At 61.1% G+C, this 19,656-nt stretch carries 22 protein-coding genes and 1 pseudogene; 10 read left to right on the top strand and 13 right to left on the bottom strand.

What is annotated here, in order from left to right; translation table 11 throughout:
* Window positions 1–39: 39 nt before the first annotated feature.
* Together EH209_RS12620 and EH209_RS12615 are read left to right on the top strand one after the other, a co-directional pair.
* Window positions 40–549 carry a hypothetical protein gene (locus EH209_RS12620; RefSeq protein ID WP_126663229.1) on the top strand — a complete coding sequence of 170 codons (510 nt, stop codon included), beginning with the start codon at window positions 40–42 and terminating at the stop codon, window positions 547–549.
* A 5-nt stretch (window positions 550–554) separates the two neighbouring features.
* Entirely contained in the window at window positions 555–1,085 is a 531-nt protein-coding gene (locus EH209_RS12615; RefSeq protein WP_229380176.1) for a metal-dependent hydrolase, read from the top strand.
* Window positions 1,086–1,126: 41 nt separating this feature from the next.
* Here EH209_RS12615 and EH209_RS12610 read toward each other — a convergent pair whose 3' ends face one another.
* Entirely contained in the window at window positions 1,127–1,684 is a 558-nt protein-coding gene (locus EH209_RS12610) for a metal-dependent hydrolase (protein ID WP_126663227.1), read from the bottom strand.
* A gap of 191 nt (window positions 1,685–1,875) precedes the next feature.
* On the opposite strand from EH209_RS12610, the gene EH209_RS12605 reads away from it, so the two are divergent.
* Both EH209_RS12605 and EH209_RS12600 read left to right on the top strand, forming a co-directional pair.
* Entirely contained in the window at window positions 1,876–2,085 is a 210-nt protein-coding gene (locus EH209_RS12605; RefSeq protein ID WP_126663226.1) for a hypothetical protein, read from the top strand.
* A 523-nt stretch (window positions 2,086–2,608) separates the two neighbouring features.
* A complete protein-coding gene (locus EH209_RS12600) occupies window positions 2,609–2,938 on the top strand; it encodes a hypothetical protein (protein ID WP_126663225.1) in 330 nt (109 codons plus the stop codon).
* Between the two features lie 198 nt (window positions 2,939–3,136).
* On the opposite strand, the gene EH209_RS12595 is transcribed toward EH209_RS12600, so the two are convergent.
* The 7 genes from EH209_RS12595 to EH209_RS12565 form a co-directional block, all read right to left on the bottom strand.
* A complete protein-coding gene (locus tag EH209_RS12595; RefSeq protein WP_126663224.1) occupies window positions 3,137–3,496 on the bottom strand; it encodes an OB-fold domain-containing protein in 360 nt (119 codons plus the stop codon).
* Window positions 3,493–4,686: a thiolase family protein gene (locus EH209_RS12590; protein WP_126663223.1), complete on the bottom strand. Its 1,194-nt coding sequence runs from the start codon at window positions 4,684–4,686 to the stop codon at window positions 3,493–3,495. Before EH209_RS12590 ends, EH209_RS12595 begins: the two co-directional genes overlap by 4 nt.
* 124 nt (window positions 4,687–4,810) lie before the next feature.
* Entirely contained in the window at window positions 4,811–5,377 is a 567-nt protein-coding gene (locus tag EH209_RS12585) for an HTH domain-containing protein (protein ID WP_211338358.1), read from the bottom strand.
* Entirely contained in the window at window positions 5,364–5,579 is a 216-nt protein-coding gene (locus tag EH209_RS12580) for a MarR family transcriptional regulator (protein WP_126663222.1), read from the bottom strand. The genes EH209_RS12585 and EH209_RS12580 overlap by 14 nt, the downstream gene beginning before the upstream one ends.
* A gap of 685 nt (window positions 5,580–6,264) precedes the next feature.
* Window positions 6,265–6,558, bottom strand: coding sequence for a hypothetical protein (locus EH209_RS12575; RefSeq protein WP_126663221.1), 294 nt, complete (start codon window positions 6,556–6,558; stop codon window positions 6,265–6,267).
* Between the two features lie 118 nt (window positions 6,559–6,676).
* The gene (locus tag EH209_RS12570; RefSeq protein ID WP_211338357.1) at window positions 6,677–7,192 is read right to left on the bottom strand and encodes a metal-dependent hydrolase; all 516 of its coding nucleotides are present in this window, start codon (window positions 7,190–7,192) and stop codon (window positions 6,677–6,679) included.
* The gene (locus tag EH209_RS12565) at window positions 7,176–7,841 is read right to left on the bottom strand and encodes a hypothetical protein (RefSeq protein WP_164722040.1); all 666 of its coding nucleotides are present in this window, start codon (window positions 7,839–7,841) and stop codon (window positions 7,176–7,178) included. Before EH209_RS12565 ends, EH209_RS12570 begins: the two co-directional genes overlap by 17 nt.
* Window positions 7,842–8,218: 377 nt before the next feature.
* On the opposite strand from EH209_RS12565, the gene EH209_RS12560 reads away from it, so the two are divergent.
* From EH209_RS12560 to EH209_RS12550, 3 genes are all read left to right on the top strand, one after another.
* Window positions 8,219–8,650, top strand: coding sequence for a VOC family protein (locus EH209_RS12560; protein WP_126663219.1), 432 nt, complete (start codon window positions 8,219–8,221; stop codon window positions 8,648–8,650).
* Window positions 8,651–9,242: 592 nt separating this feature from the next.
* Window positions 9,243–9,554 (top strand): MTH1187 family thiamine-binding protein, encoded by a 312-nt coding sequence (locus tag EH209_RS12555; protein WP_126663218.1) that lies wholly within the window; start codon window positions 9,243–9,245, stop codon window positions 9,552–9,554.
* 503 nt (window positions 9,555–10,057) lie between these two features.
* Complete coding sequence (locus EH209_RS12550; protein WP_126663217.1) at window positions 10,058–10,450, top strand: hypothetical protein; 393 nt, start codon at window positions 10,058–10,060, stop codon at window positions 10,448–10,450.
* A 111-nt stretch (window positions 10,451–10,561) separates the two neighbouring features.
* On the opposite strand, the gene EH209_RS12545 is transcribed toward EH209_RS12550, so the two are convergent.
* The 3 genes from EH209_RS12545 to EH209_RS12535 all read right to left on the bottom strand — a co-directional run bounded on the left by EH209_RS12545 (window position 10,562) and on the right by EH209_RS12535 (window position 13,475).
* A complete protein-coding gene (locus tag EH209_RS12545) occupies window positions 10,562–10,792 on the bottom strand; it encodes a DUF7331 family protein (RefSeq protein ID WP_126663216.1) in 231 nt (76 codons plus the stop codon).
* A gap of 1,353 nt (window positions 10,793–12,145) precedes the next feature.
* Window positions 12,146–13,102 (bottom strand): hypothetical protein, encoded by a 957-nt coding sequence (locus EH209_RS12540; protein WP_126663215.1) that lies wholly within the window; start codon window positions 13,100–13,102, stop codon window positions 12,146–12,148.
* The gene (locus tag EH209_RS12535) at window positions 13,095–13,475 is read right to left on the bottom strand and encodes a hypothetical protein (protein WP_126663214.1); all 381 of its coding nucleotides are present in this window, start codon (window positions 13,473–13,475) and stop codon (window positions 13,095–13,097) included. Before EH209_RS12535 ends, EH209_RS12540 begins: the two co-directional genes overlap by 8 nt.
* Window positions 13,476–13,722: 247 nt before the next feature.
* Between EH209_RS12535 and EH209_RS12530 the strand changes: the two genes are divergently transcribed.
* Window positions 13,723–14,007, top strand: a complete 285-nt coding sequence (locus tag EH209_RS12530) for a transcriptional regulator (protein ID WP_394343692.1) — start codon at window positions 13,723–13,725, stop codon at window positions 14,005–14,007.
* Window positions 14,008–14,796: 789 nt separating this feature from the next.
* Here EH209_RS12530 and EH209_RS12515 read toward each other — a convergent pair.
* Window positions 14,797–16,263 (bottom strand): sulfatase-like hydrolase/transferase, encoded by a 1,467-nt coding sequence (locus tag EH209_RS12515; protein ID WP_126663211.1) that lies wholly within the window; start codon window positions 16,261–16,263, stop codon window positions 14,797–14,799.
* A gap of 100 nt (window positions 16,264–16,363) precedes the next feature.
* On the opposite strand from EH209_RS12515, the gene EH209_RS12510 reads away from it, so the two are divergent.
* Window positions 16,364–17,536 carry a glycosyltransferase family 4 protein gene (locus EH209_RS12510; protein ID WP_282957091.1) on the top strand — a complete coding sequence of 391 codons (1,173 nt, stop codon included), beginning with the start codon at window positions 16,364–16,366 and terminating at the stop codon, window positions 17,534–17,536.
* Here the strand turns inward: EH209_RS12510 and EH209_RS12505 are convergent.
* Window positions 17,488–18,663 (bottom strand): glycosyltransferase family 4 protein, encoded by a 1,176-nt coding sequence (locus EH209_RS12505; RefSeq protein WP_126663209.1) that lies wholly within the window; start codon window positions 18,661–18,663, stop codon window positions 17,488–17,490. The two genes, EH209_RS12510 and EH209_RS12505, sit on opposite strands and share 49 nt — an antisense overlap.
* A gap of 260 nt (window positions 18,664–18,923) precedes the next feature.
* On the opposite strand from EH209_RS12505, the pseudogene EH209_RS12500 reads away from it, so the two are divergent.
* Window positions 18,924–19,604, top strand: a pseudogene (locus tag EH209_RS12500) (IS6 family transposase).
* The last annotated feature ends 52 nt before the right edge of the window (window positions 19,605–19,656 follow it).

Below are 19,656 nucleotides of genomic sequence, written 5' to 3'. Positions count from 1 at the left end.
CTGCTGACCACTATTGCCGCGACGTGCCAACGACGAGGTATGCACACCGGTCCGCTCGTTCGAGGCCTCGGAATCGCGGCGCTGGCTACTGGTCTCCTCGGGTTGCTCGTTCTGGGCGGCGCCGGCTGGTCCCTCGAGGTAATTCCGGCGGCCGAGTCGGGCGACGCGAACGAACTCGTCGTCCTCGACGGTGGCGACTACGACCTCGGGGCGCCGTACCGCGACGCCGGTCCGTCGGCGGCCCCCGAGGCCGAGACGACTGATCGAGCGGCGACCGCCGGCCTTTCCGCCGTCGCGTCCGAGGTCGGGAGCACCCTCGTCGCGCCGGCCGACCGCAGCGAGGAGCGTCGCATCGGGGGGCTCCTGTACGCGCACGCGATCTCGGCCGTCGGCGCCGCGCTGGTCGCAGGCCGCGCGCTCGTCGGCTGGCGACTCGACATCCGCCGGCTCTCCCTCGAGCCGACCGGACGACTGCCCGTCGGTGGCGGCGCCGGGGCAGAGCCGGCCGATCGACAGTCGACGACTCGAGTCGCGCGAAGCGGGGAGTGATCGACGTGGCCGACGGCTTGACGCACGTGCTGGTCGCGTACGCGCTTGCGACGCTCCTCTCGATACGGTATCCGTGGATCACGGCGCGGCTGGCGACCGTCGCGATGGTCGGCGGGATGCTCCCCGACCTCAATCGGTTGAAATGGATCGTCTCGCCGGAGACGATCGAGGCTGCGCTCGGCGCGTCGTTTTCCTGGCGACCGATGCACTCGATCGGCGGCGTGGCGGTCGTGATCTGCATCGCTTCGCTGACCATCCGCGCGGAGTACCGGCGGGCGGTCGCGCTCCTGCTCGCGCTCGGGGCGCTATCACACTTCGTACTCGATCTCCTGTTGGTGCCGCCGGCGGGCACCTACCAGTACCTCTGGCCGCTCACCGACGCCGACGTCGTCTTTCCGGGATTCTACAGCAGCCGTGATCGATGGGTCGCACCGGTTTCGATCCTTCTGGCTCTCGCGGCCCGATTGGTTGCTCGGCGTCACTCTCGGTCGCTCGAGCGCGAGTCGCACGAGTCGCCGATGCCGGCGGACGGCTGACAGTCGGAGAAGAGTCGTTGAGGTCCGTCGAAACCGTTCCGCTACGCGGCTTTTCGCGTGATTATCGTGACGCTTCGGCGGACGTAGCCGAGTCCGGGCCGTCCGTCGCGGTACCAGACGAGAAGGGCGACGAACGCGAGGCCGAGTTGCGCCCACTCATACCAGCCCATCGAGTAGCGCATGAAGCCCGCGAGGATCCCGTCGACCGACTCGTACGGCGGCGGCGGGAGGAGCGGCCAGACGAGGAACGTCAACTGGGACGCGTCGGCCGTGAGAATCGCGTTCGGCGGGACGTCCGCGAGCAGATGCGAGACGTGGCCGACGGCGAACGCGACTCCGACGTCGGGTCGGTCGAATCGGCTCGCGGCGAGGTAGACGGACGGGAGCAACAGCGCGGCGACGAAGACGGAGTGGGTGAGCGTCCGCCCGCCGGGGAGGAGTTCGAGCGACCAGGCGAACGGCTTATCGATCAGATCGGGAAACTGCGACCCGATCGCCAGCGCGATCACCGGCAGCGCACGCGGCGGACGGTCGCGGAGGCGGTGCCGGGCGATCGAATAACACAGATACGCGACGGCGAGGTGTCCCCAGGGCCACATTGTCTCGAGGTTGCATCGAACTCCCTAAAGGTACTTCGTTCCGGGACTCGAGCGAGGTGGCTGCGCGCTCGAGGATGCTGACAATATTCATTCGACGAACGGACACAAAACTGCAGATTCGTTCACCTCGTGGTGAGAAAAACCGGATTGCAGGACATTAAGTAGGAGTGTTGCTTATAGCTATTCGCTATATGGAGGAGGAGACGGAGTCTACGGTGTCACTCGAGTTCACGGACGAGGAGATCGAGCGGATACTGATGTGCCTCACGCTGGCTCGAAACAGTCCGCAGATGACCGGATCGCTCGCGGTCGACGACCTCATCGCGCGGTTCGCGACCCACGCCAACGAGAGCGAGATGCCCGCTGTCGACGATCCCACTACAAATATTCAGAAGGACTAATCCGACGCGGATCGCGTCGTTTCGCGGCTGAACCCCTGGGAACGGTGGGTCTCCGTCGGCGTGTCTCGCCGTGCTCGGCTGCTTCTCGATGCAGGTTACCGCAGGCAGAGACTCGAGACTGGGAGATCGGTAGCCCGGCATGCATGGGCAGCGTGATTGTGAAGCCGTTTACAGTGCTATTTGGGGTATGGGAGCCACAGAGCCATGCCCGAACTGCGGCGAAACGGACGTCTGGCTCGAGGAGCGAGCCCGACACATCCAGTACGGCTGCAATCTGTGCGATCACACGTGGAAACAAGAGAAGACGACGTAGAACGGGACCGAGACGCACGACAAATGAAACGCGGAGTCGCTCGTGATCGTCCGGGGCGTCCGATCGCTCGACGGTTCCGCCGCGCGTCGTACAGCCGTCTGACTGACGTTTTTCACCCCGACCGTTGATCCGACCGGTATGGTAACTCGACTCCCCGTCGAGACGTCCCGTATCGAGCAGCGACAGTCGGCGTATCGGAGGCGATAATCCGTGTCGTCAGCACAGTCCACGCCGCTACTCCCGCTGGACGTGCGCGTGACAACGTGGCCGGCGTACCTGCTGACCATCTGCTGGCCGGGCGCCGGGCACCTCTACGCCCGGCAGTGGCGCCGCGGCTGCTGCTGGGCCGCACTGTGCGGGGCCGCGCTCGTGTTTCTGAGTCCCGGATCGCTTCTCGCCGCCGGCCCGCTCGTCGAGCCGCTCGTCCTCTCGATCCTCCACCTCGAGACCGTCGCCTTCGCGGACGTGGCCTTCCCGCTCGCCGTCCTCACCCTCAGCGCGATCGATCTTTACTCGCTCGCGGTGCTCGAAGAGGTGTAGGGAGTACGGGTCGTGCAACCGCCGTGACGGTCTTCAAAAAAGCGAGGGACAGTAGGAAGCGGCTCTCGCTCGCACCGGAAGCGGCCTTCGGGCTCGCGATCACCTCCGCAGGTCGGGTTCCGGCGTCCGCGAACGGTGCCGCGTCCCGATCACGCGCGAGACGACGGCCGACCGCCGGCTACTGCAGGACCGGCGCTCTCAGACCGGTTGGAACCGATAGCCGTCCCAGTCCTGGCTCTCCGGTTCGCGGATGCCGGCGCCGGGCTCGCGAAGTTCGTCGACGTAGACGGGTTCGACTTCGTCGCCGGTCTCGACGTCGTCCGTGGTCACCTGACCGAGCGCGCGGACTGACTCGCCCTTGATCTCGAACTCGACGATAGCGAGCGTGTTCGGTTCGCGGACGCCCGGGGGCGTCGCCGTGCTGGTCGTCCAGGTAACGACTTCGCCGGTGTACTCGCTGAGATCGATCGTTCCGACGGGTTCGGCGCCGCCGCGACCGCGCGGGTGGCCGGGGTAACTGATCGAGCCGTCGTCGTAGCGGGTCGCTTCCATGCTCATCGTGCTGCCTCCATGATGGTAGTGATAACGCAGTTGCCGAAGCCGCCGACGTTACAGCAGAGACCGATGTCCGCGTCGACCTGTCGCGGGCCCGCTTCGCCCATCAGTTGTTCGTAGATCTCGACCGCTTGTGCGACCCCGCTGGCGCCCAGCGGATGGCCCTTCGATTTGAGTCCGCCGGAGGTGTTGATCGGTAGTTCGCCCGTGTCGCGCTCGGTGTAGCCGTCCTCGACGAGTTCCCACGCTTCGCCCTGCTCGGCGAATCCGAGTCCCTCCATCTGGAGGAACTCGAGGATAGTGAACATGTCGTGGAGTTCGGCGACATCGATGTCGTCGGGGCCGTAGCCGCTCATCTCGTAGGCGCCCTCGCCGCTCTCGACGACGCCGCCCATCACGGTCGGATCCTCTCGCTCGTGGACGACGTGGGTGTCCGTGGCGCCGTCGATGCCCGAAATGACGACGTAGTCGTCCGTGTACTCTCGAGCGGTCTCCTCGGAACAGAGCAGGAGCGCCGCGGAGCCGTCGGTGACCGGACAGAAGTCGTACAGCCGCAGCGGATCCGCGATCACCGGCGACTCGAGGATGGTGTCGACGGCGACTTCCTTTTGGAACTGGGCGTTCGGATTGTCGACGCCGTTTTTGTGGTTTTTGGCGGCGACCGTCGCCAGACTCTCGCGAGGCGCGTCGAACCGCTCGAGGTAGTGGCGGGCGGTCAGCCCGGCGAAGGAGGGGAGAGTGACGCCGTGTTTGTACTCGGCAGGGTGAGTGACCGAGGCGATGATATCGGTCGATTCGCCGGTCGTCCGGTGGGTCATTTTCTCGCCGCCGACAAGTAGCGTCAGGTCGCTGGCGCCGCTGGCGATCGACTGCCAGGCGGCGTAGATTCCCGCGCCGCCGCTGGAACTCGTCTGGTCGATCCGCTGGGTGTACGCTGGCATCGCGCCGAGGTCGTGTGCGAGAGCGTTCATTACGCCCGTCATCCCCTCGAACTCGCCGCTGGCCATGTTCGAGACGTACAGGTGGTCGACGTCGCTGGCCTCCGCACCCGCGTCCGCGAGGCACTCCAGCCCGGCCTCCGCGAGCAGCTCGAGGATCCACTCCTCCTCACGTTGCCCGAACTTCGTCATCGATGCGCCGATCACCGCCACGCGATCCGCCGCTTCGTCGGCGGACTGCCGTCGGGACGGCATCACCGGTCACCTCCCCACGTCGACGGCTGGCGGATTCGGCGGCGCGGTATCCGTGCGGCGGATCGGGAGTCGCTCGCCCCGCGACCTCGCGGGAGGGTCACCGGTTGCACGACTCGGGAGACGGTCATCGCTGTCCCCCCGGTACCGGCGACGGGTCCGACCCTGCGACGGGCGCGTCGCGGTCCGCCGCGTCGGATTCGACCGCGGACAGCCACTCGTCGACGGTGTACGTCCGCTCGTTGGCGGTGTTCGGCCGTTCCGTATACGGGACGACTCCGCGGAGGGCCGCCGGATCCGTCACGTCGCCGTCCGCGGACAGCGCGAGCGCCATGACCGGGACGCGAACGCGCTCGCGCGCGGCGTCCGACCCCGCTCCAAGCGGTGACGTGGGGAGTTCGCGTCGACGAAACCCCGGCTCGATCGAATGCCCGTTTCGGTCGGCCCAGCGCTCGAACGCGGCCACGAGGTCGCCCCGCGACGGCGCGCTCGCGGCGCCTGTTTCCGGCGGCCAGCTAACGACCCGGTACTCGTCGATTCGCCCGGCCTCGCAGAGGGACTCCAGTCGCCCGACGACGCCGTCGACGATCTCGCCGATCGGGGCGGGGACGTCGGATCGGACGTAACAGTCGATCCGGAGGTCCGCCGCATCGAGCGCGACGGCCGAAGACGGAGCGGACTCACCGGCCGACATAGCCGTCCTCCGTCCGCCGAATGAAATCGTGGTCGTCGAGCGATGCGAGAAGCGGCAAGAGCGTGAGTTTGGAGAGCCCTAACAGCTGCTGCAGTTGGGTGACCGTCGGCTCGTCCGTTACGCGGACGGCCAGATAGACGAGTTTGGCCTGCGGCGATGCAAGCTCGTTCGGAACTGTTAGTCGGCGTTCACTCGTGGACATCACAACGACGTGCCACGAGGGCCGCTATAAACGTAGACTGAGACTGATACACACGGATTCGTGAAAATCAACGGTTGAAAGATCGATAATAAAGTGGTATTATCCAGGAATAGTTTGCGGCCGAATCCCCATCGCGAGCCGTCTCGGAGTGACCGCCGCGACTGCCGGCTGCCATCTCGCGTCCGTTTCGGTTTCCCGACGGCGGGGCGATCAGCGTCGGTCGCTTCACGTCCTCGACTCACCATCGATACGGGACTACTCTGTTGGTCGTCCCGAGTCGGGCAGTAGCGTGCTCGAGTCGAGTATCGCCGTCGTGTTCGTCCGCGCGCTCTCGAGCGCATCGGCCCGTCGCTCGCGGTCGCGACGCGCCCTTGTTCCGAACTCGTCGGCCTCCCGTGGACAGCCGTCGTCCCGGACGGCCGCACGCTGCTCGGCAGTCTCGGCAGCGCCGTCGCAGGCCTGACCGGAACTGTTCTGACTGCCACCGGCGCCGCTGATCGAGTCGCGGTGAGCATCGGGTGACGGGGCCGCGGTCGCCAGGCCACCGAACGCGATCGGGGCAGCGGGCTGGTCGATGGTGCGGCGGCACTCGAGCTGGACTCATCCGACAACGAGGAGCAGGCATTTTCGCCGGATCAGACGATTAGCCTCCTTCCACGGCTTTCACCTCGCTACTGCTGTAACGCTACAGAAGCCGCACCGCGGCGGACTGCTCACGCCCACAGGCGCGGAGCCGCTGGGTCACGCGCCGCCAGCCGACCGCAATGAGCAACCCGCTGACGAGCGCCCCCGTGACGATCAGCCACGCGCCCGGTCCGGTCAGCCACCAGTGGCGGGTCCGCCCGCCACAGTGGGGACACCTGATGGCTCCTCGGCGGAGGGTGCCGTTACAGGTCGTACACTTGGCCCATCGCGGCTCCGGTTCGACTGGGGCCTGCCTGCGAGAGCGAGGACTCGGCACCCGTCCCTCGTCGAGCATACCGATACTCTAGCAGCTGGCCCTATGATACTATTCGGTGCTCGCGGTGACTTTCGGCTGTCTGCACCTGTCACAGTCGGTCGCGATGAGACGGACATCACTCTCACGATGCCAGGTATCACTCGAGCGGTGTCCGGTCCGTGTCCCGCCGATGGGCGACGATCCGGACGCAGAGCGCACCCAACCCGGCGACGACCGCCGGCCAGCGGTCGCTGCTCAGGTAGAGATCACCCGTCGGCGGGCGATACTCGAGCAGCGGCCAGAAGACGGCATAGGTGTCGCCCGACGCCGTCACCAGCAGGAGGTCAAGCGCGTGGTGGGAGCTAGCACCGACCGCGAGCAGGGCGACCGCAAGAGGGCGCCGGGCCGGCGTAACGAAGAGCGCGCCGAGTCCGACCACGAGCGCGGAGCCGACGAGGGTGTGTATCGGACTCCAGGTGAACGGGACGCCGAGGACATGAGCGACGAGCCCGTCCGGCACCAGTAGCTGGATCTTCATGAGATCCGGCACGAGCGCGCCGGTCATGACGAGCGTGACGTGGGCCGGGCGCAGCCGCGCGTAGCGAAACGAGAGCAGCGTCCCGAGGATGTAGCCGACGAGCACGTGGGTCAAGACGTCAGGCACGCGGCTCACCCCTGGTCGCAGTGCGATCGCCCTGGTCTCGGTGGGCATCGCTCCGTTGACTGTCGGTCTGCGACTGGTCGGCTCGACGGTCGTTCGCTCGAGCGGTTGGCCGCGTCCCGGTCCCGCGCGGGCCGTTCCCCCGATCGGACCGTCCGCTACGCGATCGCTTGCGGGGCGCGAACGCGAGTGCGGTCCGATCGATGCACCAGTGGCGGACGAACCGCCCGACGACCCAGAGCCCGCCCAGCGCCGAGGCGAGGATCATGTAGCGCGTCTCGGTCGGCTCGCGCGTCAGCGTGCGCTCGACGACCAGTGTCGAGTCGTCCTCGAGGGTGCCGAACGCAGTCACCCGGTCGCCCCGCTCGAGCGGCGCGTTATCGGTTCTGAGCTGAGCGTTGGCGTCCACGAGCGTGAACCGTCCGTAGCCGCTGGCCCGCGTCGCGATCACGACGGGGTCGGTGTCGACAACGTAGCCGCCAAGAGCGACTTCGTCGCCAACGTATGCAGCCGGCTCCGGCGTCACGTCGGTCTCGTCCGGATACTGGGTCTCCGTCAGGTCGCCGACTGTCGCGCCCGCCCAAATCAAACAGCCGATTAAGAGGCCAACGAGCACGATAGCGGCGAGTATGCGACCAGACTGCCCGTACGGCTCCGACATACTACTCCTCGCGTAGATTAGTTAACCACGACAAATGTCTTCTGTTCTCGTCGGCCACTCGAGTGAACGCACGGGACCGGTGCGGTGCGAGGGCGACGCGGCCGGGACGACAGTCCCGTGCGCCCAGCCGCTCCAAGGGCCTGCCGTAACGGCGCTGCCGACCGCGACGAGACGAACACCGCGTCAGCAACCGACACCGACACCGTCCCGGGTTCGACGCCATCGCTGCGCTGCCCGCCGTGGCGAGTCCGACACAGTGGCAGTCTCGTTACCCACCGACACCGCGGGCGAGTCGGCAGTAGAGGGCGGAACGGTCGGTTCGCGTTAGCTTCTCCCGTAGCTGACTATTTTATATGCGGGGATCGTAGTTCCAGATGATGAATGTGAGTGACACACATCATACTGGCGTCGTCGTGACGGATCTGGACGAGGCCCTCAGATTCTATCGCGAGACGCTCGGTCTCGAGGTCGTGGATGAGTTCACGCTCGCTGGCGAGGGGATCGCGACAGCGATCGACGTCGACGACGCGACCGGTCACTTCGCCCACTTGACGGCCGGGACCGACGGGACGCGCATCGAACTCATCGAATACGAGCCGGCCAGCGACGACGCCCACCCGACGGCGATCAACCAGCACGGGGCCGTCCATATCGGGTTCGCAGTGCCAGATCTCCAGGCTTTCTACGAGGCGCTGCCCGCGGACGTCGACCCTATTAGCCAGCCCCAACGGATCGAGGTCGGTCTCGAAATCCTGTTCTTCCGCGATCCCGACGGGAACGTCATCGAAGTCGTCGAAACCGAGGGGTGACTCGGTCGCGACCGACTAGTCCTGGGGTGAGCTACCGTAGCGGCGGCGGGACAGGGTGTGGCAGACACGGGAACGCGGCGGTGTCGGTCGCCAGTCTCGGCCCGACCTCGAGAGCTGCGCTCCGGACTGGGGCACGTCACGCCGGCCGCGGTGCCCTCCACAGGCCGTTGCGGGTGGTCACCGGTTGCTCCTGCCCTCCTTTAGTTGCGTTTGGCGCCACTCCCTGCCGACTGCCGTGCGTATCGCCGCGTGGTGGCGCTGCTCGAGTTGCCGGTCTCGACGCTCGGCGCCCTCGCTTACGCGGGACCGGCACCGATCGTCGGCTGCGATTGCGGCGGGCCGCCACGTCGGGCGCTCCGTGCCGGCTGGCTCGAGCATCTGGCGCCGGTTTGGCACCTGGAATGCGTGCCACCGCTGATCTCACAGCTGGTAGATCGAGGCCGCCTGCGCCAGTCATGTCGGCGAGTTGGAGACACGCAGCGCGGCCGTCTGCGGCGGAGGCACCAGCGCGCGAAGAACTATGCGCCTCGTGCACGTACTCCACGGGTGCCAGCGGGGCCCCGCCCCGCGGCCGGCATTCGAGGTGTTCACCATGACAGTCATCGCCAGATTCGAAGTCATCCCCGTCCGCGACGGGAGTCTCTCCGACGAGATCGCCCAAGCCATCGACGCGCTCGACGAGTTCGACATCGCGTACGAACTGACCGCGACCGATACGGTGATCGAGGCCGAGTCGGTCGACGAGGTGTTCGAGGCCGTTCAGTCAGCGCACAACGCCGTCGACAGCGACCGCATCATCACCTCGCTCGAGATCGACGACTACCAGAGCCGCGAGCAGGACGCCGCGGATCGCGTCGAGTCCGTCGCGAGCGTGCTCGGCCGCGAGCCGGAACGCGACCGCTAACGACTGCCGAGCCGTGACCGGCCCCAGCCTACGCCCAGCACGCTGGATTACGGCCGCCCAGCACTGCTGCCCGACCGGCCTGTGCAGCGCGCGTTTCACCGCGGTGGGCGACATGCGGGCACCAGTGTCAGGGCACGCAGGCGGCGGCTACACCGGGCTCGGTCGCCGGCAGTGAGTCCCTCTCTCAGCGCTGGCTTCGACGAGTGAGTGCTGTGGCCACGCGGCCACGGAGAGTGTCGCCTGCGTCCTGGCCGCCGGCAGCGGGACCGCCGTCGCCGCTCGCGAGGGTCGTGCGGTCGGTCGGATGCCGCCTGTGTCGTCCGGTGTGCGCGCCCGCTCTCGAGGCGACTCTGCGAGCGCGGGCGCCGGTCGCGTGGCCGTGGGCGGGCGCGCCGCGGTGGGACGTCTCGAGGCGCTCCGGTCTGGCCACGTGTGAGCCGTGCTAGGTGCCGGCTGGCTGTAATTGAGGCAACAGTTACCTGTGTCCGGCGAGTGGTGCTTCTATGGACCGCGACGACCCACGGCCTGATCCCGCCGATGGCTCCCCGGCAGCGTTGCCCGCAGGTGGGGCGGCGGCCGACCTCCCGATCGCACTCAGTGATCTGTTCCAACTCCTCGCGACTGACCGGATGCGGCAGTTGTTGTATTTCCTGACGGCCCACGGGGGTACGGTGTTCGTCGAGGACCTTGAGGCCGCTTTCGACGCCGACGCCATGGTCGAGTTCCACCATATCCAGTTCCCGCGGTTGGTCGATCTCCACATTATCGACTACGACCGCGAGGCGGGGGCGATCACCCTGACGCCGATCGGTGACGACCTCCGGCCGGCCCTCGAACACATCCGGGCGATGGACGATCCCGCGATCGCTGCGGTCCCGGACCGGACCGAGCGGTAGGTGGCTCGTAGTTCCGACGGACTGGTCGCGTTCCTGGCAGTCGCATAATTCTCCTTCACTACCCGCTCGCTGCCCACCCTACCCCTGGGAGCAGGCGGTGTGCCACGTGCGTTATGCTGCGTGCTCGAGCGAGCGGGCCGTGTCCGATTGCACCCATGCATCCGGATTTCGCTGGTCGTAGACGAACGTCTCGTCCTCGGCGAGACTGAGCGCCGCATACCGGTCGGGGACTGCCGGTACCGGTTCGCGTTGCGGCTGCGTCCGTGCCCACTGCGTTCTCGATCGGTCGTCAGTAGCCTGTTCCGTTTCCGTCTGCTTCGAAGACGTCTCATCCGGTCCCATCTGTCTTTGCGGTGTGTTACCGTGTGAAACACTGTCTATCGTGCAGTGTTAAGTCTTCCCTTTATCTAAATATAGTTGTATTAGGCCATACTAGCGGGCTACGCTACCGGAGCCACCACGGGAGACGTGACCAACACGAGACACCCGCTAGAAGAGACGGCCGTCCTCCTGAGTCACATCCGGTACCCGGCCGGTCCGCGCCGCCGCGAACGCAGTTCCGGGAGTCGTCGTCCCAGTTGCTCGAGGGGCTGATACGGGATCAGCTGTCTGTCAGATAGTCACACTGCGATCAGTGGAGTGGTTGTGGACGAACAGGCCCCTGTCTTTCCTGGTACCACCGGCACCCAGTCAACTGCGTATCTGCGAGTCCGTTCGCGCCCTGGGAGCGACGCAGGTCGCTGCCGGGCGAGTGGAGCGGGCCCACTCCACTGGGCGGCGAGTGAACTCCGCTCTTCCCCGATGCCTTCGCTATCGGTCAGCAGAATGGGATTCTCGGCGATAAAATAACACACAGGCGATAGCCACGATTTGGATCCGAACGGGAGCGCGTTTCTACGGCCCTTCGGCCTGGAAATCTGCAGTTCACGAACCTCACTTACGCGAGATCCGTTACTGAGCCTTCACACTCGACCACCGCGGTGGCCGAGTTACGGGCCGCGTTCGTCTCCTTGCGGGTGTCGACCTCGTTTCCCTGTTACGGGATCTTTGGTTGTACCCCCAAACTCGATCCGTCCTGTCCCGTACGGACATTCGAATCAAGTCGTCCGGTGACTCCTCGTGGCTTCGCCCACATTGTGTGGTACGGTACCATTAGACATAAGAGTTGTGCTCCCGAGAAGAGTATGCGAGCGACCCTCGGTGAACCCTGTTCTCGAGGAGCGGTTTCAGCAGCGGTGCTGAATTCAAGGTGGAACTGCAGCACGGACCGACGCCCGCTCGGAGAGCAGCAATCGATCGATCCACAGGTTTCCTTTCGATCCACTCTTCATCGATGAGTCTATGAGTGCTTCCTTCGGTTGTTCGGGATCGTGATGAACGCGAGAGCACGTCCGATGCGACGGACCAGCAGGGGATCGACGTCGGCGACCAGCGCACCGACGGCCACGGACGGGCAGCTCTCACGCAGTCCCGATCACCGGCGTCGGTGGCGGTTGTCCGTGGACAGCAGTCGTCCACGGTCGACGACGCGCGACCGTCGCTTGCGAGACTGCCGAGGACTGCTCGAGGCGGTGGACCCGCGACTACCGAACCCAGCGAACAACCGCTCGCGGCGGGTGGATCAGTGTCGTCCGTGAGAGACGTGCGCTCTCTCGAGGCGATCGTTTGGGGGCCGTCCACGGTCGCCCGAGGACGTCAGCTGTCTCCGGGGGCGGTCGGGTCGCTCGAGTTTCGCGTTGTAGTACTCGAGGGACTGCTCTCGGCGTTCCTCGAGGGCGCCGTTTCGCCGGGGATCTCAGCGTCGACCGGGAGGATCAGTCTGCGTTCGGTGTACTCGAGGCCGTTCTTGCGCTGGGTGCGTTTGCGGACCGCGAGGCGGTTCTTGGAGAGTTCGAGCGCCGCGTCGATCGTCCGGGAGACGAGTTTCTTCGCGTAGGTCTCGCTGATGCCTTCTTCCTGTCTGCGGATCCAGTGTTTCAGATCGGAGGCAGCGACGTACTCCCGGACGGACTTGCAGCCGGTCGTCCAGGGGTCGTCTCCCACTGTGGGGTCGGCTCTGGCCTCCCAGAGTCTGGCGGCCAGTCGGGTCGGGAGCGCGTCGGCCGTCGCGCGGCGCATGTCCGTATCCATCCGGGCCAATTGCTGGATCGGGAGGAGGTCCCCGTGGGCGAGGGTCACGTCGTCTCGGTTCAGGGGGTCCTCATGATCGGGCAAGCGGTAGTAGGGCCGGTTGTCGGTCTTAGTGATCCGCTCGAGTCTCCCGTCGGGGACGTCGATCTCGTGTTCGTCGACGTTGTCCGTGCGGAGGTGGGCGCCCTTCTCGAGTTCGCGGGCCTGGAACTCCTCGATGCGGGCCTTGTTCGCGCCCGTGCGTTTGCGGGTGGCTTCCGTGATTGCTTCTAGACGGTCGGTCTCGGTTTCGTGGTGCTCGAAGCGTTCGGTATGGGTCTCGAGTTCCTCGTCGTGGGTTTGGAGTTGGTCATCGTGGGTTTGGAGACGAGTCTCGTGCTCGTCCGCGTCGGCCTCGCACTCGTCGACCCGCCGCTCGAGGTCGGCGACGCGCTCCTCGAGTCGCTCGTTTCGCGCTCGGAGTGCGCGGAGTTCCTCGACAAGCGTCTCGAGGGACGCGTTCTCGAGAGACCGGTCAGTCATCGTCCGCACCTCCGGCGTCGTCCGGGTCGGCGGGCTCTGACTGATTGCGGGCCGCCTCGAATGTCGCTTCGGCGGGATCGCTGACGACCGTGATGACTGTGGGACGGTCGATCGGTGGACGGACGTTCTCGGGTGGATCAGGGAGTTCTCGGTGGATCCACTCGAGTTCTGCCCGGAGCTCGCGGCAGTGGCGTCTGGCTGTTTTGCGTGTGGGCGGGTCTAATTCAGGGTCGTCGTTGATCGTTTTCAGGAGGTTGGACGTGTGGGTGTGGAGGGCTTCGAGGATCGGTCGGTAGGCGGTTTGGTCGTTCGTTGATGGCGATTCGTCCTGTCGGTCGGAGCTTTCATTGCCCCGTGAGTCCTCGTTCGACATGGCTTCCGTAGGCTGGTTACGGGAGCTTCTCGCGGACTCGGTGTCTCCAGCACCGATCCGCTGCTTTCGACTCTCATGAGAGTCAAATCCGCGAATTGCTTCCGTAAAAAGAGCGTGAAGTTCCAGTTACTTAACTGTCTGGCGTATACAGGTTAGTAATAGGCTATATGGTCCAGATAGCACTGGTTCCGGTGCAGTTAATCACCGAACAGATGATTTTCGGGGTATGCGAGCCCGTGTGTCGTGGATGAACGAAGCCGACGACGCGATTCTAGAGTACTTTCAGGAAATCGAGACCGATACGGACCACCGAATCGCGTTACCACCGACTGCACTCTGGTACAACCTCGTCGAGGAACTCGGCGTGTTAGATCGAAGCCAGAATACAATTTCTCGACGCATGAACGTGCTCTCGGATGCAGGATTACTCGAGAAGACCGACGAGAAACGTGGCTACTACAGGGTTGCCGATCGGGGGATCGCGTATCTCGAGGGCGAACTCGAGGCGAGTGATCTCGAGCAGGACGACTGACAGCTACTCTGGCTTGCTACTGAACCTTTGAGAACACCCAGAAAGCCCCGACACGCTCGAGTGCTGCGACTCGCTGCGCGTGGTTCGAGAGAGCTTCGCTCTCTCGTCATCACGAAAGACGCTCTGCGTCTTTCGAACGACTTCGCTCACTCCGTTCGTTCCAGTACTTCCGTCGTCTCTCACCTCGAGCGCGTCGCCCCTTTCAGTCCTACCCGCGGTGGTCAGATCGGCAAGTCATCGATAGCGAATACAGAGTACTAGTACTAGCATCGGAACTAGTCCATCCGTTCGACGATAATTCAGTTAACTGTGATTGACTTTGGGTTTTCGCCCGCTAGAGATAGTTATTGGAAATAATAGTTAGCACCATCCGTATTAGGATAGTCGTCGAGGTAGCCGTATGAGTCTCCGGAAGCGTCTGGGATTGCGACTCCACCGGGTGCTCCTCTACTGGGGACTCTTGGACCATCCGTACGGTCGCGAGTACGCGAAAGAACGATACACGCCATTCGGTGGGGAACGCGAAGAATATACGACGAACGAAAACGACGGTTCTGCGGAACCGAACAAAATAGATGGGTGATCTCTGACGGGAGACGCAGCTCCTACCAGTTGCCGTCAATCGCCCGCTGGTCGCACTGCTCTGCCTGTTCGGTAACAGTATTCCAGTCGTATCGGTGCGCGGACTAGTCGACGCTGAGTGGGTAAAGAAAGCGAGCCGTAGACTCTATCGGTTCATTTTCGATCCCAGAAAAGCGTAACCAAGGTAGAAGCCAACCGCACCGCCTCTCAGATGTAGCCCAAATCCTCCAATCTCCTCTTCGTCCCCTCACTCATCTCTTCGTCTCTTCCCATTGCTGAAGTCTGTTCAAAAGACTCTAGCCATGCATCAAGGCGCTCGACCAGTTCGTCTCTGATATCGGGTTTTTCGCTCGATATATCCGTCTGTTCATCGGGGTCATCCCCGACATTGTAAAGCGAGATTTCCCCTCCAGATTTCCGGATTAGTTTGTACTCCGTGGTCCTGATCGATCTAATAGATTGACCAAATACTTCAAGTTCTTCTTCGGGTACGTCTGTCTGATTACTCAGGTTCTCTATACTCGGTTGTGGTGCAAGATATTCTCCGATAGCCTCGTTACGCGGCGCTGTGGACGACTTCGGATAGAACGAAGTTCCTTGTGTATGCTCCGGGATCGTGAGTCCTGCAATATCCAGAATCGTCGGGAAGAGATCCAATGTTTGAATCAACCTGTCAGAGTCTCCTACCTGATTGAATTGTCCACCGTGAACGATGAGGGGAACGTGAAGAAGAGTATCGTGCAACGAATATTGGTGATCCATCAGTCCATGATCACCGATGTTTTCTCCATGATCTCCCACAATTATGAGTACTGTATCGTCCCATTCGCCATGTTGCTTGAGTGTCGAGCGTAATTCTCCAATTTGTTCGTCGAGATATGCGATCTCCGCACGATATAATGCTCGTAGTAGTTCAAAATCGTGGTCGGACATGCCAAGGACACCTGCAGTGTATTCCCATGGTTTCTGTGGAACTGCCATCGCTTCGCGATACGTACTCCCTTCTGGCAAGAACTGCTCCACGAGTCTCTTTGGCGGTTGATAATCTAAGTGGGGCTCAAGATAGTTTATAAACATAAAGAATGGTGAGCTTTGATCTCTATTCTTGATCCAATTCTCGACTAATGTATTCGTTCGCTTCGCCCCGTAGTCGTTTCGCCGGTAGAAAAACTGGCCATAGACCGCATTAACAAAATTCGCAAGGATATCACCACTAACGAGCCCCGAGATCCCCTCTCTAACCAGGCCTCCTTTTCCTTCCGATGTGAGTTTGATCTTGCCAAAGTCTGTGTCTGACTGTATATACTGCCACACTTTGCTCATGCCCTCGAATCCACTAGCCAGCCCAAATTCGTCTGTCACCCACGCGTTATTGGTGAAACCGACAGTCTGATATCCGTCATTGGAGAGTAGATCGGCAATAGTCGGGAACTGTCCGTTGTAGAACTTGCTACCTGCGTGTGTCCCATGTTTGGATGTATATGTGCCTGTGAACATTGACGTGTGAGATGGGAGTGTCCAAGGAGCATTTGCGAACGCGTGGTTGTACTCCGCTCCCGTCGTAGCTAACTCCTCTAAACACGAATTATTAACCGCATTTCGAATATAGGTAGTATCGATCTCACGCGCGGTATCCATTACGACGAGAACGATATTGGTCCTCCCGTTGGTCATAGATGTAAAGTCATTTCGTTCATAGCTCTTAAAATTGCGCTGTTTCGTAATTCTTTGTTCTCGAAGGGTATATCCGAATTGACGAGATACCCTATCTAAAGTGGCCGAAAAAAGGTCTTCAACCGAGGATGAATCAGGTCCATCCCTACGAGTTCTAGCTCTGAACAAGCGGAGTTGGCATCACTCACAAGCCGGTGGCTCCGAGCTAAATCTGGAAGAAACGATGAAAGGGCTCGCCCAGCGGGGTCACGAGGTTCACCTTTTGACCGGCTCCGATGAGGGTCGATCGCGGGCGGAACTCGACGACTCTGTACGCATCCACCGGGTCGGATTCGACGAGAAGGTGCCTGCACCGTGGGACGTTGTAATTTCGTACCTGACTGTCTCGTTGTACTTCTACTGGTATCTATACAAGTTATCTCCCGACATCGTCTATACTGTGAATACGCCACTACCGTGGCCCGTTATTACTCGCAAACCGCGAGTCTCGATCTTCCATCATATCGCGATTGATTCATTCTTCAATACACATCCGTTTCCCCAGAACGTCCTAGGGTACGTTTCACAGTCACTCGGTGTGTTCCGTGAACGCCGGAATTTGACTGTAAGCGTTAGCCCGAGTACGACCGAAGAACTAGTTAACCGCGGACACAATCCGGAGACCGTTTACGAGATACGAAATGGTCTTGATGTGGAACGATATCGTCCCGGAACAGAGTCCTCTACCTCTCGTATAGTGTATCTCGGTGGGCTTGAGCGGTACAAGGGTGTGGACCGAATTCCCGAAATCCATGAGATGATACAGGATATAAGTGACACTTCTATTCGTCTTGATGTCGCTGGTCGAGAGGGCCCAGTGAAGGAGAAAATCGCCGAATATTGCTCATCAACGAACGACGCGCATTATCACGGGTTCGTATCTCTAGAGAAAAAAATCGATCTTCTTCAGTCTGCATGGGTGTTTATCGCCCCTAGTCGAGTAGAAGGATGGGGGATTGCGGTATTAGAAGCGAATGCCTGTGGTACGCCTGCAGTCGGAAGCAACGTAAGTGGTCTCCGTGACTCGATACGCCACAAAGAAACAGGACTGCTAGTAGATGGCTCCGATTCAAACGAATTCGCGAGGGCGATACACCAACTTCTAGAGGATACTCAACGGAGGGAAGAGATCGGTGAGAACGCTCGAGAATGGGCAGAGCAACACACTTGGGAAAAATCCACCGATCAACTTGAAGAACTCTTTCTCTCAGCTGTTTCGGAAATTGACCGATAGCACTCTTCTAGTCGATCAATTCGTGATCCGATCGCGAAATGCTGTTCTGCACTCTTGCGGGCATCCTGGCTCATTATTGCGACTCTCCTCGGGTTATTTGCACAGTTGATCATCTTCTCGGCTAACTCATCGGCGTCGGCTGGCTCTACAAGTATAGAGTTTCCATCGTCAGTCACTCCAGGGGCCTCCTCAGAGAGTTTAGAGGCGATCACTGGGGTTCCGGATGCATATGCCTCCATCATTGTCAGCGTCGGAAATGCCTCTCCACTCTTCGAGGTGAATAGAAATACATCCGCAGCGGCGTAGCATCGCTTGAGTTCGTCATCAGTAAGTGTGCCCATCACTTCCAGATTTGAATGTCTCCGGCTGGTGGCATCGACTTCCTCCTTCATTGGCCCATCACCCGCTATAGCAACGTGCACATCAACCTCTCTCTGGCCGAGTTTATTTATCGCTTCTAGTAACGTATCAACACCCTTCTTTTGGGACATACGAGACAAGGTGAAGAATACGGGATCATCCTTCCTACAGTTGAAAACATCAGTTTTGTCATATTCTTGTGGTTGATATGACTCCGTATCTATTCCATTGACCATGAGCTCTGTACTCGCCTCGTCGTCAATCTGAGTAACATATCGTTCAATGTCCGTACTGACACAGAAGACGTGGTCAACTTGACGAAGATTCCACCTACCAATGAGCCGGTCATTAAGATATTCAACTGCTTGTATCGGAAGCGGATAATCGACGTGTGGGGTATGTTGATGCAGCAATACCGGAATCAACGAGGGAGCGTGTCGAAGTACCATGGACGTTGTCAAATAATTCATCCCATGTACGTGGAGCACATCAACGTCTTCTGAGAGGACCCCATTAGCGACTTTACTTACACTTGACGGATATGGAATTGGATATGGGATACCGAACCGCTCCGCAGGATTCCACGCCTTGTAACGCACGATCCGGTAACCGTCACGGTTGACAGCCATCTGACTGGCTCCAATATCACTGCTGAGTACCGTGACGTCATGGCCTCGAGAACTAAGTCGCGTGGCATGTGACTCAACTACCGACTCAATACCGCCAATATGCGGGTGAAAATAATGCGATACGAGTACGATTTTCATTGTATCAATCTACATTCGCTCTGCCAGTACTCTGACTGCGGGTACACATTATATATTTCTTGTGTTGGAGTTTTGTTCTATAGGATCGCTATCCACTTCGTCAAGGACTATAGTGAAGAACAGAAAAGGCGTGTTTAAACACCTATTCAAGTAACGGTCTGAGATCAACAAACTATATGAGTGCGTATTATCGTAATTGCGGGCACTATCTAGTTGAGCCAGTTTGAGAAATGAACAGGTCGTTGAGTGAATTAGTTAGGATGCTCGCAGACCTGCTCAGTGAGAGCTACGAGGCGAATTTAGAAGAACTTTGGAATAATGAGCGGACGGCGACGCCCGTCAGGGTGTTCGCCGTCCGCCTCCATCAGACTGGTTGTTCGCTTCGAGAGACAACAACGATTCTCACTGAATTAGGCGTTGAACGCTCTCACGGAGCAGTTTGGAGCTGGGTTCGTCGGCTGGCTGATAGAGGACGCGACCCGCCGACGTCCACGAGAGCAAAGCTCTCGTGCGGCCCATCAGAACGCAAAGCGTTCTGAGAACGGCTTCGCTGTCGTGTGTCGCTGTCGACGAAACCGCTATCAAGATCAACGGCGAATGATCTTGGCTATATACTGCAATAGACATCGAGACAGCGTTGATTTTCGACGTTGCGTTGTTCAGTCGACATGGCACTGATCCGCGGCTACGTTTCTGCAGAAATTCCGTGAGAAACACGATCTCTCCGAGGCTGAGTTTCTCGCCGATCAATTTGACTATCGGACTGCTCTCTCCAAGTTGGATTGAGCGGTCGGGTCAACTATACTGACCGATACCCCATCGAAAAGTGGTTTCATACCCTCAAGATTCGGATCGACCGCTTCCATAACTCGTGGGTGGGCAGTCGGTCGAGCGTCCGAGAATGGCTTGAATAGCTCGTGCATTACTACAACCACCAATGACCGCATCAAGCTCCCGACGGAAGCGTGCCAGTCGAGGAGGTGCAGAACTAGG

The sequence above is a fragment of the Haloterrigena salifodinae genome (assembly GCF_003977755.1).
GTDB lineage: Archaea > Halobacteriota > Halobacteria > Halobacteriales > Natrialbaceae > Haloterrigena > Haloterrigena salifodinae.
This window is presented reverse-complemented; position numbering and strand designations above follow the sequence as displayed.

What these genes read in the sequence shown, in the direction of transcription:
- EH209_RS12505 (WP_126663209.1), bottom strand. Translation starts at nt 18,663, where the DNA reads ATGAAAATCGTACTCGTATCGCATTATTTTCACCCGCATATTGGCGGT.
- EH209_RS12560 (WP_126663219.1), top strand. Translation starts at nt 8,219, where the DNA reads ATGAATGTGAGTGACACACATCATACTGGCGTCGTCGTGACGGATCTG.
- EH209_RS12605 (WP_126663226.1), top strand. Translation starts at nt 1,876, where the DNA reads ATGGAGGAGGAGACGGAGTCTACGGTGTCACTCGAGTTCACGGACGAG.
- EH209_RS12555 (WP_126663218.1), top strand. Translation starts at nt 9,243, where the DNA reads ATGACAGTCATCGCCAGATTCGAAGTCATCCCCGTCCGCGACGGGAGT.
- EH209_RS12575 (WP_126663221.1), bottom strand. Translation starts at nt 6,558, where the DNA reads ATGCTCGACGAGGGACGGGTGCCGAGTCCTCGCTCTCGCAGGCAGGCC.
- EH209_RS12535 (WP_126663214.1), bottom strand. Translation starts at nt 13,475, where the DNA reads ATGTCGAACGAGGACTCACGGGGCAATGAAAGCTCCGACCGACAGGAC.
- EH209_RS12590 (WP_126663223.1), bottom strand. Translation starts at nt 4,686, where the DNA reads ATGCCGTCCCGACGGCAGTCCGCCGACGAAGCGGCGGATCGCGTGGCG.
- EH209_RS12545 (WP_126663216.1), bottom strand. Translation starts at nt 10,792, where the DNA reads ATGGGACCGGATGAGACGTCTTCGAAGCAGACGGAAACGGAACAGGCT.
- EH209_RS12580 (WP_126663222.1), bottom strand. Translation starts at nt 5,579, where the DNA reads ATGTCCACGAGTGAACGCCGACTAACAGTTCCGAACGAGCTTGCATCG.
- EH209_RS12610 (WP_126663227.1), bottom strand. Translation starts at nt 1,684, where the DNA reads ATGTGGCCCTGGGGACACCTCGCCGTCGCGTATCTGTGTTATTCGATC.
- EH209_RS12550 (WP_126663217.1), top strand. Translation starts at nt 10,058, where the DNA reads ATGGACCGCGACGACCCACGGCCTGATCCCGCCGATGGCTCCCCGGCA.
- EH209_RS12565 (WP_164722040.1), bottom strand. Translation starts at nt 7,841, where the DNA reads ATGTCGGAGCCGTACGGGCAGTCTGGTCGCATACTCGCCGCTATCGTG.
- EH209_RS12620 (WP_126663229.1), top strand. Translation starts at nt 40, where the DNA reads ATGCACACCGGTCCGCTCGTTCGAGGCCTCGGAATCGCGGCGCTGGCT.
- EH209_RS12540 (WP_126663215.1), bottom strand. Translation starts at nt 13,102, where the DNA reads ATGACTGACCGGTCTCTCGAGAACGCGTCCCTCGAGACGCTTGTCGAG.
- EH209_RS12595 (WP_126663224.1), bottom strand. Translation starts at nt 3,496, where the DNA reads ATGAGCATGGAAGCGACCCGCTACGACGACGGCTCGATCAGTTACCCC.
- EH209_RS12515 (WP_126663211.1), bottom strand. Translation starts at nt 16,263, where the DNA reads ATGACCAACGGGAGGACCAATATCGTTCTCGTCGTAATGGATACCGCG.
- EH209_RS12530 (WP_394343692.1), top strand. Translation starts at nt 13,723, where the DNA reads ATGAACGAAGCCGACGACGCGATTCTAGAGTACTTTCAGGAAATCGAG.
- EH209_RS12585 (WP_211338358.1), bottom strand. Translation starts at nt 5,377, where the DNA reads ATGTCGGCCGGTGAGTCCGCTCCGTCTTCGGCCGTCGCGCTCGATGCG.